Source organism: Nonomuraea angiospora, from assembly GCF_014873145.1.
Lineage (GTDB): Bacteria > Actinomycetota > Actinomycetes > Streptosporangiales > Streptosporangiaceae > Nonomuraea > Nonomuraea angiospora.
Genome location: NZ_JADBEK010000001.1, coordinates 12,653,211 through 12,665,627, shown reverse-complemented (window position 1 = coordinate 12,665,627; position 12,417 = coordinate 12,653,211). Strand labels below are relative to the sequence as shown.

Annotated in this window: 10 protein-coding genes; 4 read left to right on the top strand and 6 right to left on the bottom strand. The window is 72.1% G+C overall.

All coding sequences use genetic code 11. From position 1 onward, the window contains the following. Positions 1-27 precede the first annotated feature (27 nt). The 4 genes from H4W80_RS58065 to H4W80_RS58050 all read right to left on the bottom strand — a co-directional run bounded on the left by H4W80_RS58065 (position 28) and on the right by H4W80_RS58050 (position 4,396). Positions 28-684 carry a response regulator gene (locus tag H4W80_RS58065; RefSeq protein ID WP_192792836.1) on the bottom strand — a complete coding sequence of 219 codons (657 nt, stop codon included), beginning with the start codon at positions 682-684 and terminating at the stop codon, positions 28-30. After that, a complete protein-coding gene (locus H4W80_RS58060) occupies positions 681-1,937 on the bottom strand; it encodes a sensor histidine kinase (RefSeq protein WP_192792835.1) in 1,257 nt (418 codons plus the stop codon). Before H4W80_RS58060 ends, H4W80_RS58065 begins: the two co-directional genes overlap by 4 nt. 66 nt (positions 1,938-2,003) lie before the next feature. Continuing rightward, entirely contained in the window at positions 2,004-3,635 is a 1,632-nt protein-coding gene (locus tag H4W80_RS58055; protein WP_192792834.1) for an FAD-binding oxidoreductase, read from the bottom strand. Positions 3,636-3,706: 71 nt separating this feature from the next. Beyond that, positions 3,707-4,396 carry a DUF2306 domain-containing protein gene (locus H4W80_RS58050; RefSeq protein ID WP_192792833.1) on the bottom strand — a complete coding sequence of 230 codons (690 nt, stop codon included), beginning with the start codon at positions 4,394-4,396 and terminating at the stop codon, positions 3,707-3,709. Between the two features lie 227 nt (positions 4,397-4,623). Here H4W80_RS58050 and H4W80_RS58045 point away from each other — a divergent pair, with 227 nt between their 5' ends. After that, the gene (locus tag H4W80_RS58045) at positions 4,624-5,610 is read left to right on the top strand and encodes an arabinan endo-1,5-alpha-L-arabinosidase (protein ID WP_192792832.1); all 987 of its coding nucleotides are present in this window, start codon (positions 4,624-4,626) and stop codon (positions 5,608-5,610) included. Here H4W80_RS58045 and H4W80_RS58040 read toward each other — a convergent pair. Next, the gene (locus tag H4W80_RS58040) at positions 5,604-7,742 is read right to left on the bottom strand and encodes a beta-galactosidase (RefSeq protein ID WP_318787566.1); all 2,139 of its coding nucleotides are present in this window, start codon (positions 7,740-7,742) and stop codon (positions 5,604-5,606) included. The two genes, H4W80_RS58045 and H4W80_RS58040, sit on opposite strands and share 7 nt — an antisense overlap. Positions 7,743-7,789: 47 nt before the next feature. Beyond that, positions 7,790-8,776, bottom strand: a complete 987-nt coding sequence (locus tag H4W80_RS58035; RefSeq protein WP_192792831.1) for a LacI family DNA-binding transcriptional regulator — start codon at positions 8,774-8,776, stop codon at positions 7,790-7,792. Between the two features lie 385 nt (positions 8,777-9,161). On the opposite strand from H4W80_RS58035, the gene H4W80_RS58030 reads away from it, so the two are divergent. The 3 genes from H4W80_RS58030 to H4W80_RS58020 are packed head-to-tail and all read left to right on the top strand — an operon-like array spanning position 9,162 to position 12,374. Beyond that, positions 9,162-10,073 carry a carbohydrate ABC transporter permease gene (locus H4W80_RS58030; RefSeq protein ID WP_192792830.1) on the top strand — a complete coding sequence of 304 codons (912 nt, stop codon included), beginning with the start codon at positions 9,162-9,164 and terminating at the stop codon, positions 10,071-10,073. Then, complete coding sequence (locus tag H4W80_RS58025) at positions 10,070-10,996, top strand: carbohydrate ABC transporter permease (RefSeq protein WP_318787565.1); 927 nt, start codon at positions 10,070-10,072, stop codon at positions 10,994-10,996. The genes H4W80_RS58030 and H4W80_RS58025 overlap by 4 nt, the downstream gene beginning before the upstream one ends. Positions 10,997-11,033: 37 nt before the next feature. After that, a complete protein-coding gene (locus H4W80_RS58020) occupies positions 11,034-12,374 on the top strand; it encodes an ABC transporter substrate-binding protein (RefSeq protein WP_192792829.1) in 1,341 nt (446 codons plus the stop codon). Positions 12,375-12,417: the final 43 nt, after the last annotated feature.

The window sequence follows — 12,417 nt, the reverse complement described above, 5'->3', positions numbered from 1 at the left end:
GATCCGACCGTATCCGGCGATGCCCCGTCAGGACCCGGGATTCCGCGGGACGAGCAGCCCTCGGTTGAACGCCTCGGTGACGGCGGCGGCGCGGTCGTTCACCCCGAGCTTGGCGTAGATGTTGAGCATGTGGGACTTGACGGTGGCCTCGGTGAGGAACAGCTTGGCCGCCGCCTCCCGGTTCGTGGCACCGGCCGCCACCAGTTGCAGCACCTCGATCTCGCGCGGGCTGAGCGGCCCCGGGGCGGGCCGGCGTACCCGGCTCATCAGCAGGGCCGCCACCGACGGCGCGAGCACCGCCTCGCCCCGGGCCGCCGCCCGGACCGCGCGCAGCAGCTCGTCGCGGGGAGCGTCCTTGAGGAGGTAGCCGGTGGCGCCGGCCTCGATCGCGGGGAGCACGTGGCTGTCGGTGTCGTACGTGGTCAGCACCAGCACGCGGGCCCGGCTCCCCCGCTCGGCGAGCTGCCTGGTCGCGCTCACCCCGTCCATGCCGGGCATCCGCAGGTCCATGAGGATCACGTCCGGGCGCAGGGCCTGGGCCAGCCGGACCGCCTCTGCCCCGTCGGCGGCCTCGCCGAGCACCTCGAACTCCGGGTCGCGGGCGAACATGGCGGCGAGCCCGTCCCTGACCACCGGGTGATCATCCACGATCAGCAGCCCGATCGGGCCGGCGGGGCTGCTCACACGCCCACCTCCGCCCGCTCGGCGGGGACGCGGGCCGAGATGCCCGTGCCGGCGCCCGGCTCCGACTCGACCTGCAGGGTGCCCGACAGGCTCTCCATCCGCTGCCGCATCGCGATCAGGCCGAACCCGCCGCGATCGGGCCGGAAGCCGGCGGCGGCGTCCAGCAGCGCCAGGTCGAAGCCGCCGCCGTCGTCGCGGACGTCCAGGGCCGCCTCGTGCTCCAGGTACGACAGCGTCACCCCCACGCGGGTCGCCCGCGCGTGCTTGGCCACGTTGGCCAGGGCCTCCTGCGCGATCCTGAGCAGCGCGGCCTCCGCCTCCGGCCGGATCGGCCGCGCCGTACCGGTCGTCGTGACCTGGACGGGGATCTCGTGCAGCGCCGACCAGCGCTCGGCGACGCCCGCCAGCGCCTCGCTCAGCATGGCCGAGCGCAGCGGCTCGGGACGCAGCGCGTGCACCGACCGCCGCGCCTCCGACAGGCTCTCCCTGGCCAGCTTGGTCGCGGCGGCGACGTGCCGGCGCCAGGCCGCCGGGTCGTCGCCGGCGTGCTCGGCCGCGCGCAGCTGGCTGACGATGCCGGTCAGCCCCTGCGCCAGGGTGTCGTGGATCTCCCGCGCCATGCGCTGCCGCTCGCCCTGCACGCCGGCGTCGCGCGCCTGCGCCAGCAGCCGTTCGTGCAGGGCGGCGTTCTCCGCCAGCGAGGCCGCCAGCCTGCGGTTCGCCTCGCGGGCCTCCTGGAGCGCGCGCTCCCGCTCCTCGTTCTGCCGGGCGGCGCGCCGGGCGAACCAGGCGAAGGCGCACATGGGGACGGCGTTCGCGGCCACGACGGCGCCGTAGGTGACCAGGCCGGCGGCCGTGCTCTTGTCCACGTCGTACGCCTGCGCCGTGCCCGCCACCACCGCCATCGCGCCGACGCCGACCGGCTGCCACGGCCAGCGCAGGAGCCGGAAGGCGTAGAAGTACCCGACGGGGGTGAAGCAGCCGAACCACGGGTCCCTGACCGCCAGGATCGCCGAGAGCAGGATCAGCACCGCGCAGAACACCGCCATCACCGGCGCCCGCCGCCGCCAGGCGGGACGGAGCGTGAAGACGCCGAGCATCCACGCCGCCGTCAGCCCGCACAGGACCAGGTCGACGATCAGGGACGCGCCGTCCGAGCGCTTGACGGCCACGGTGACGCCGGTCAGCAGCGCCAGCAGCGCGTACGGCCCGGCGGTCAACGCCACGGGCCACCGTGCCGCCGGATCGCCCATCCGCGTCCTCCTCCCCGGCACTTCCCCCGGCACTTCCCCCGGCCGACAATCTAGCCCGGATGCCGGTCAACCGGCCTGGGGAGGCTCGATGGACAGGGCGTGCCGGAAGACGTTGCGCGGGTCCCACCGGGCCTTCACCCGCTGCAGGCGCGGGTAGTTGTCCTTGTAGTAGAGCGTGTGCGCGGGCACGCCCGAGGTGTTCCACGCCGGGTCGGCCAGGTCGGCGTCCGCGTAGTTGATGTAGGAGCCGTCGTCGACCTCGCCGGGCACGGGCACGCCGCCGGTGCCGGCGTACACGTCGCGGTAGAACTCGCGGACCCAGGTGAGGTTGGCCGCGTCGTCCGCCTCGTCGCGCCAGATCGTCTGGTAGACGGCCTTCATGACCACGTCCCGCTGGGCTGTCGCGGTGGCCCCTGGCGCCACCGCGCGGACCTGGCCTCCGTAGCCGACGAGCAGCATGCCGGAGTCCGGCCCGCCGGTGGAGTTGGTCAGGTTGCGGTAGACGGCCGCGAGCTGGCTGTCGGTGAGCGAGCGCCGCAGGTAGGCGGCCTTGATCTTGTAGCGCCGGTTGATCACGTCGCCCGGCTCGCCGCTGCCCGGCCAGGTCATCCGGTGCAGCCACGGCATCGTCCGCCGCAGGTCGAGCGCCGGGGTGAGGCCGACGCCTGCGGTCACCTCGGACACGAAGCCGGTCACCATGGCGTCGGCGCCGGGGAGGTCCGCGTCGATCTGCGAGACCAGCGTGACGGTCCCGCCGGCGCGGTGCGAGATCAGGAGGATCCCGTACAACCCGGCGTGCGGGGAGCCGGGCGCGCTGTTGCGCTCGTGCCAGTGCCCGAAGTTGCGCATCAGCCCGGTGAGCGCCTGCTCGGTCATGTGCTCCCAGGACCAGATGGCCACGTGCTGCAGCATCCGCCCCGGCGCCGGGGGCAGCAGCCGGGACGGGTCGGTGCCGGTGGCGCCGGGCGAGCGCAACCAGTACCGGGTGACCACGCCGAAGTTGCCGCCGCCCCCGCCGGTGTGCGCCCACCACAGCTCGCGGTTGGGGTCGTCCGGCTCGCGGGTGGCGACCACCGCGCGGGCGGTGCCGTCGCGGTCGACCACCACGACCTCCACGCCGTACAGGTGATCCACCACCGAGCCGTACCTCCGGGACAGCGCCCCGTACCCGCCGCCCGCGAAGTGCCCACCGGCGCCCACCTCCGGGCAACTGCCGCCGGGGATCGTCACGCCCCAGCCGGTGAGCAGCGTCCGGTACACGTGACCTAGGGTGGCTCCGGGTTGCACGGAGAACGCCCGCCGGCCGGCGTCGTAGCCGACCGCGTCCATCGGTGACAGGTCCAGCAGCATCCGCACCGCCGGGTCGGCGGTGAGGTTCTCGAAGCAGTGCCCGCCGCTGCGCACCGCGACCCGCCGTCCGGTCCGCACCGCGTCCTGCACCGCGCGCACCACCTGCCCGGTCGACCCGACCACGCGGATCTCGTCCGGGCGGCCGGCGAAGCGGAAGTTGTTGCCGCGCAGCAGGTTGTCGTAGCGGAGGTCGCCCGGACGCACGGTCACCGGCCCGAACGCCTCCGGCGCGGCCTGTGCCTCGGCGTCGCCGGTGCCCAGCAGGGTGACCGCGGCGGCGCCCGCGCCGGCGAGCACCCCACGGCGGCTCACCCCCGGGCTCGTGCTTTCCTCGCTCGCTTCTGGCATGTGTTCTCGCTCCTTCTGACTGACGGACCGTCAGCGTCTCAATCGGGCAGCGAGCCACACATCAACCCATGTCATGAATCGGCGGCTGAGCGCTCCACCCCGCCGAACGGCTGATCCGCCCCACCGACCGGCTGACGCCGGGCCGTCCTGCGGATGGCCCATTCGGCCACGGCGAGGTTGACGCCCCAGGCCAGGCCCTGGAGCAGTGCCCTGGTGACGGCGTGGGCATCGGCGCCCGTTGCCGCGTACCAGGCGGACAGGACCACCGCCTGCGTGCCCGCGCCCATGCCGAGCGCGTACGCGCGGATCATCCAGGCGCGGTGCCGGGCGACGTCGCGGCGCAGGATCGCGGCGAGGCCGAGGACGAGGGAGCCGGCCATGGCCGAGCCGGCCGCGAGGCGGAAGACGGTCAGGAGCCCGGTGTCGCCGGCCGGAAGGTCGGAGAACAGCGTCATCCACAGGCCGGCGAGCGCCGCGACCAGGCCGGCCGGCACCAGCACCCGCCCGGCCGCCCGGTGCCAGGCGGGCCTGCGGCGGCGGAAGCCGGGCGCGAACTGGAAGGCGCCCAGGACGCTGTAGACGGTGACGCCGGCGATGTGCAGCAGCACGGGCGCGGGGGCGGCGAAGAAGCGGGCGTTGTCGGGGGTGATGGCGGCGCCGCCGGTCAGCTCGGCCGCGCGGACGGCGCCGGCGATCACGGGGACGGCGCTGAGGACGAGCAGTCCGGCGGGGATGAGCCGGGCCGCCTTCGTGGGGGTCATGGCTCGATGGTGGCAACGGGGGCGGGGCCGGTTCATCGGCGGAAGGGCTCGTGCTCGCTCCGCCTTTCGGCCGCCGGCGAGGTAGTACTTTCGGCCTTCAGGCCATTTGGCGGGGCCGCGAACCCGGGTGTGAAAGTTTCAGGCGCCCGACCTGCGACGGCGGCAGGCGTGCTTGACACCCCTCAGGTGAACGGTAACCCTGACGGTCGCAGTGAGGAGGTCACGTCATGTGGAAACGAGCTCTCGTCGCCCTCCTGCTCGGCGCCGCCGCGGTGCGGCCCGAGCCCGTGCCCGTGCCCCTGGCCACGCCGACCACTCCCCCGGCGGCCTATCCCAACCCCGGGCGGGTGACGGGCGACATCGGGGTGCACGACCCGAGCGTGGTCAAGCGGCCCGACGGCTCCTACCTGCTGGTGCACACCGGCGACAACCTCACGATCAAGACCTCGACCGACCGGACCGCCTGGCACAACGCCGGAGTGGTATTCCCCGGCGGCGCGCCGTGGACCACGTCGTACACCGGCGGCGGCGCCAGCCTGTGGGCGCCCGACATCTCCTACCGCAACGGGCGCTACTACCTCTACTACTCGGCGTCGACGTTCGGCTCGCGCAATTCGGCGATCTTCCTGGCCACCAGCACCACGGGCGCGTCAGGATCCTGGGCGAACCAGGGCCTGATCATCTCCACCACCTCGTCGAGCAACTACAACGCCATCGACCCGAACCTCGTCGTGGACGCCCAGGGCCGCTGGTGGCTGTCCTTCGGGTCGTTCTGGACCGGGATCAAGCTCATCCAGCTCGACCCCGCCACCGGCAAGCGCCTCGGCACCTCGATCACCGGCCTGGCCCAGCGCACGGGAAGCACGACCGCGATCGAGGCGCCGTTCATCTTCCGGCACGGCTCGTACTACTACCTGTGGGTGTCGTTCGACGCCTGCTGCCAGGGGGCGAGCAGCACCTACCGCGTCATGGTCGGCCGTTCGACCAGCGTCACCGGCCCGTACGTGGACCGCAACGGCCTCGCCATGACCTCGGGCGGCGGGACCCAGGTCCTGGCCGGGCACGGGAGCGTGCACGGGCCGGGCCACCAGGCGGTGGTCCCCGACAGCGACGCCGAGGTGCTCTACTACCATTACTACGCCGACAACGGCGCGCCCCTGCTGGGCATCAACCTCCTCGGGTACGACAGCGCGGGCTGGCCCTTCGTCTACTGACCCGCCACGGATCGCAGCACGGCGACGCCCGAGGGCGGCAGCGTGACGGACTCGACGTCCTCGCCCGAGAGGGCGTCGGTCCACGCGCCGCCGGGGGTGACGTCGTGCTTCTCGCCGGTGTGGTTGAGCAGGATCAGGAAGCGGCGACCGGCTCCGGCGCGCACGCTCGCCTGGACCCCCGGAGGCAGCCCTTCGACGGCGGGCGTGACGCCAGCCTCGGCGAGCGCCCGCGCGAGGACCGCCCGCATGGCGGCCTCGTCGAGGCGGGTCGACAGGTAGCGGGCGGTTCCCGCGCCGAAGTCGTGCCTGGTCACGGCCGGGCGGCCGTCGGGACCGTCGAAGACGACCTCGGGCTCGGCCCCGGTGAGCCGCAGGTCCTCGCGCCACAGGTCGGCCGTCCCCTCGAGGTGCGCCAGCGCCCCGCGGCCCCGTACGGGGAACGTCTCGTGCTCGGCCGCCGGCCAGAACTCCTCGACCCGCACCCCGAGCACCTCGCGCAGCGGCGCGGGATAGCCGCCCAGGTGGACGCGGTCGTGCTCGTCCACGATCCCGCTGAAGAACGAGACGACCAGCGCGCCGCCACCGGAGACGTACGCCGAGACGCGCCGCGCGTCCTCGCCCGCCAGCAGGTACAGGTTGGGCACGACGACGAGCCGGTAGCCGGTCAGCTCGGCCGACGGCGGCACCACGTCCACGCCCGCGCCCAGCTCGAACAGGGGTCCGTAGTGGTCGAGCAGGCGCTCCTGCTGGTGTACGCCGTCGGAGGGGTGGGAGTCGAGCTCGAGCGCCCACCAGCTGTTCCAGTCGAGCAGGATCGCCACCTGGTTGCGCACCCGCGTGCCGGCCAGGTCGGGTACCGAGGCCAGCTCCCTGCCGAGCGCCACGATCTCGCGGTAGACCCTGCTGTCGGCCCCCGCGTGCGGCACCATGCCGGAGTGGAACTTCTCGGCCCCGCCCCGTGACTGCCGCCACTGGAAGTAGAGGACCGCGTCGGCGCCCTGCGCGACCGCCTGCCAGCTCCACAGCCGCATCTGGCGCGGCTGCTTGGCGGCGTTCCTGGCCCGCCAGTTCACCGCGCTCGGCGCCTGCTCCATGAGGATCCACGGATCGCCGCCGCCGGCGCCGCGCATCGTGTCGTACACCAGGCCGGGGCCTAGGTGCGGCCGCTCGTCGTGGGGGTCGGGGTAGGAGTCGACCGCGACCACGTCCACCCCGGGCGCCCAGCCGAAGACGTCCACGGCCTTCAGGCCGGCCAGGAAGTTCGTGGTGATCGGCACGTCGGGGGTGACGCGCCGCAGGATGCCGGCCTCCAGGTCGTAGCAGGCGCGCAGCGCCTCGTTGCTGAAGCGCAGGTAGTCGAGCTGCTGGGCCGGATTGGGGTACGTCGGAGCCACGCGGGGCGGCCGGACGTGGTCGAAGGTGGCGTAGCGCTGCGCCCAGAAGTCCGTCGACCAGGCGTCGTTCAGCGCCTCGACGTCGTCGCCGTACCGTTCGCGCAGCCAGCGGCGGAAGTCGTCCGCCGACACCTCGCAGTAGCAGGCGGGGATGTGGCAGCCGTACTCGTTGCCGACGTGCCACAGGCCCAGGGCCGGGTGGTCGCGATAGTGCTCGGCCAGCCGCTCCGCCAGCAGCGCGGCGCGTTCGCGGTAGACCGGGCTGGACGGGCAGAAGTGCTGCCGCCCGCCGGGGCCGAGCACGGTCCCGTCGGCGGTGACCGGCAGGATCTCGGGGTGCTCGTGGACCAGCCAGGGCGGCGGCGAGGCCGTCATGGTGGCGAGGTCGGCGGTGATCCCGTGCGCGTGCAGGTCATCCAGGACCTGGTCGAAGAGGGAGAAGTCGTACGCGCCGCGCGCCGGCTCCACGCGGGCCCAGCCGAACACCCCGACGGTGACGAGGTTGACCCGGGCCTCGGCCATGAGGCGCAGGTCCTCCGCCCTGGTCTCGGCCGGCCACTGCTCGGGGTTGTAGTCGCCGCCGAAGGCCACGCCGCCGAGCCGGCGCCGGAGCCGGTCGGCCGGTGACGGGGCGCCGGCGCTCCCGGAGACCGGGCTGACATCGCGGGGTAGGGCGTTCATCGTCGGCGCGGCGGTCTGGCCGGGCGAGGCCGCCGCTCCTCCCTTCTTCCTGGTCACGAACGCTTTCTGGTCACCAACGCTTTCTGGTCACCAACGCTTTCTGATCACGATCGGGGCGGCGCGCCGGTGCTCTGCCGGACGACCAGCTCGGGCGCGACGAACGCGGTGGCGGACGGGGCCGCCCCGGTCTCGATCTGGCCGATCATGAGCGACACGATCTTCTCGGCCACCACGTCGAAGTCCTGGCGGACGGTGGTGAGCGGCGGGGAGAGGTAGGCCGACTCGTCGAGGTCGTCGAAGCCGGCGATGCTGACGTCCTCGGGGACGCGGTGACCCGCCTCGATCATCGCGCGCATCACGCCGAGTGCCATCTGGTCGTTGGCGGCGAAGACGGCCGTCACGCCGGACCGCCGCGCCAGCTCGCGTCCCGCCTTGTATCCACTGGCCGCGCTCCAGTCGCCGAACAGTAACCGGGGAGTGGCGGCCCCCGCCTCCTTGAGGGTGGCGTGCCAGGACTCGGCCCGGCGCCGCGCGGCGTAGGAGTCTTCCGGCCCGGCGACGTGCCAGACGGTCTCGTGACCGAGGTCGAGCAGGTGGCGGGTGACGAGCCGGGCGCCGAGGGCCTGGTCGGTGTCCACCATGGGGTGGCGGTGGCTGACGTCGCCGTCGGCCATCACGACCGGGACGCCCGGCGGCAGCCGGAGCGACGGGGTGTCGAGGATCTGCGCCTCGATGAGCACGATGCCGTCCACCGCCTGCAGCGTGAGCTGGTCGAACGCCTCGTGCACGGCCTGCTCGGTCTGCGACTCGACGGCGATCATGTTGACGGTGTAGCCGGCGCGCTGCGCCGCCCGGGTGACGGCGTCGACGGTGCGGGCGTTGCCGAAGCTGGACAGGCCGAAGCTGATCAGGCCCAGGGTGCGGAACTGGCCGGTGACCAGGGCGCGCGCCGCGGTGTTGGGCCGGTAGCCGAGGACCCGCATGGCCGACAGCACGCGCCGGCGGGTCTCCTCCTCGACGTTGCTGCGGTTGTTGACCACCCGGGAGACCGTCTGGCTGGAGACCCCGGCCATCGCGGCGACGTCGGCCATGGACGGCCGCCTGTGCGAGCGCCGTCCCGCCGGTGATTCCCGGGTCGTCCCGTCCAACTGCCACCTCTGATCGTCCGATGCTCTCGCCAGATGTTTACGTAAACATGCCCCAGTCGTCAATGGGCGCGAGAGGTCGTCACAAAAGACCACCAAATCGCCGCATCTGTTAACCGACGGTTACCTATTGACATGATCCTGCGGCGGATCCAGACTACGGGACACCTTCTTCATGTTTACGTAAACACACGATCATCGCAGCTACCGCAGCGAGCAGGCCGCACGGTGGCGCAGGTAGCAGCGTGGCTCATCCGCCGCAGACGGCCCCCGACAAGGAGAGCTCAGTGCCAGTATTCGTGGCAGCGCGAACATCGCAGAGGAGCGCGACATGACCGCGCGGGCCGCGCGGCCCGGCCTCGGCCGGCCACTCCTGCGCCTGCGGGTCGCCGGCTACGCCTTCTTCCTGCCGTTCTTCGTGGTCTTCCTGGTCACGGTGGTCGCGCCGCTGGCGTACGCGATCTACCTCAGCTTCTTCCAGGACCGCCTCATCGGCGGCACGGTCTTCTCCGGGCTGGCCAACTACACCCGCGCCCTGGGCGACGCGCTGTTCGGGGCGGGCCTGCTCCGCGTGGCGCTCTTCCTGGTCGTGCAGGTGCCCGTCATGCTGCTCATCGCCCTGGGCTGCGCGCTCGCCATCGACAGCGGGCGGCTGCGCTGGCCGTCGCTGTTCCGCATCACGATCTTCATGCCGTACGCGGTGCCGGCCGTGGTGGCGGCCCTCTTGTGGGGCTACATGTACGGCGACCAGTTCGGCCTGGTCGGCCAGCTCGGCGACGCGCTCGGCGTCACGGCCCCCGACCTGCTGTCGCGCCCCTGGATGCTGACCTCCATCGGCAACATGGTGACCTGGGAGTACGTCGGCTACAACATGATCATCCTGTACGCCGCGCTGCGGGCCATCCCCGAGGAGCTCTACGAGGCCGCCGAGATGGACGGCGCGGGCGCCATCCGCATCGCCTGGAGCATCAAGCTGCCCGCCCTGCGCCCCGCGCTGCTCGTGGCGACGATCTTCTCCGTCATCGGCAGCTTCCAGCTCTTCAACGAGCCGAACATCCTGCAGAAGCTCGCGCCCGCGGTGATCTCGACCGGCTACACGCCCAACATGTACGCCTACAACCTCGCCTTCAACGGCCAGCAGATCAACTACTCGGCCGCCGTCGCCGTGGTCCTCGGCCTCGTGACCGTCGTGGTCGCCTACGCCGTGCAACTCATCACGGCGAGAAGGGAGCAGACCCTGTGACCGCCCCTGTGACCGGCCCTGTGACCGGCCCTGTGATCGGCGTCGCCACGCCCCGATCCCCCACCGCCAGGCGCCGCAGGAAGAGCGTCACCCTCACCGTGATCATGCTGGTGATGTTCGGGTACGCGGTGCTCCCGCTGTTCTGGCTGCTGGCCAACGCCAGCAAGAGCGGCGCCGACCTGTTCTCGACCTTCGGCCTCTGGTTCGGCGGGGACTTCCACCTGTTCGCCAACATCGGCGACACCCTGAGCTACCAGAACGGCATCTTCCTGCGCTGGTTCGGCAACACCGTGCTCTACGCCGTGGTGGGCGCGGGCGGCGCCGCCCTGCTGGCCACCCTCGGCGGGTACGCCCTGGCGAAGTACGACTTCCCGGGCCGCAAGCTGCTGTTCGCGATGGTGCTCGGCGCGATCTCCATCCCGGGCACGGCGCTGGCGGTGCCGACGTACCTGCTCTTCAGCCAGGCCGGGATCGTCGACACCCCGTGGGCGGTGCTCATCCCGGCGCTGTGCAGCCCGTTCGGCCTCTACCTGATGCGGGTCTACGCGGCCGACGCCGTGCCCGACTCGATCCTGGAGTCGGCCCGCATCGACGGCGCGGGCGAGTTCAGGATCTTCCGCACCATCGCCCTGCGGCTGCTGGCCCCGGGGTTCGTCACGGTGCTGCTCTTCGCGCTGGTCGCGACCTGGAACAACTACTTCCTGCCGCTGATCGTGCTGAACACGCCGGACTGGTTCCCGCTCACCGTCGGGCTGAACCAGTGGAACGCCCAGGCCAACAGCGGCACCTCGGGCGCCGGCGACGCCAGCTACCAGCTCATCCTGACGGGCAGCCTGCTGTCCATCGTGCCGTTGATCGTCGCCTTCCTGGTGCTCCAGCGGTACTGGCAGTCGGGCCTGGCCACCGGAAGCGTCAAGCAGTAACCCCCGTGAGTGAGGAAACATCATGAGAAGACATGCGATGACAGCCGGTGTCGCCGCGGCCCTGTCGCTGGCACTGGCCGCGTGCGGTGGTGGCTCTGGAGGGGGCGCCACCGCACCGGCCGCCGCCCCGAGCGCGTCGGCGGCCGTCCAGGACGCGCTGAGCAAGCCGGCCGAGCTGACGTTCTGGACCTGGGTCACGGGGATCGAGAAGACCGTCGCCCGCTTCCAGGCGAAATATCCCAACATCAAGGTCAACGTGGTGAACGCGGGGCAGTCCGCCGACCAGTACACCAAGTTGCAGACCGCGATCAAGGCCGGCTCCGGCGCGCCGGACGTGGCGCAGGTCGAGTATTTCGCGCTCCCCCAGTTCGCGCTGGCCAAGCAGGTCGTCAACCTGGCCGACTACGGCGCCGCCGCGTTGAAGGACAGGTTCGCCCCCGCGGCGTGGGGCCAGGTGGCGATCAACGGCGGCGTCTACGGCATCCCGCAGGACACCGGCCCGATGGCGATGTTCTACCGCAAGGACATCTTCGACAAGCTGAAGCTCAAGCCCCCGACCACGTGGGCCGAGTTCGTGGACGTGGCCAAGAAGATCAAGGCCGACAACCCCGACAACTTCATCACGACCATCGACCCCGGTGACGCCGGCGGCGTGGACAGCATGATCTGGCAGGCGGGCGGCGCGCCGTTCCAGACCTCGGGCGAGAGCTCGGTCAGTGTCACGCTGGCCTCCGACCCCGGCGTCAAGCAGTGGGTCGGCACCTGGAGCGCCCTGCTCGGCGAGAAGCTGGTCGACCCGCAGCCCGGCTGGACGGACGAGTGGTGGAAGGGCATGGGCTCCGGCAAGTACGCGGCCTGGCTGACCGGCGCCTGGGCCCCGAACGGCATCATCAACTCCATCCCCAAGACGAAGGGCAAGTGGGCGGTCGCCCCGATGCCGCAGTTCGACGCGGCCAAGCCGATGAACTCCGAGAACGGCGGCTCGTCGGTGGCGGTCATCCCGCAGAGCAAGAACATCCCGGCCGCCGTCGCCTTCGCCGAGTGGCTCAACTCCGACCCGGAGGCCGTCAAGTCGCTGAACTCCGAGGCCGGGCTGTTCCCCGCCACGAAGGCGCTGCTCGACGACCCGGCCTTCCGTGACGCGCCGCAGGACTTCTTCGGCGGGCAGAAGATCAACCAGGTCCTGGGCGACGCCTCGGCCGCCGTCAACCCCGGCTGGCAGTACCTGCCGTTCCAGGTGTACGCCAACAGCGTCTTCAAGGACACCGTGGGCCAGGCCATCGACGGCGGCGGCGACCTGGCCGGCGCGCTGAAGGCGTGGCAGGACCGCATCACCGCCTTCGGCACCGAGCAGGGCTTCACGCTCACCAGCGGCTGACCCCGCGCAGCGCGGGCGGCCCGGCGGGATGCCGCGGGCCGCC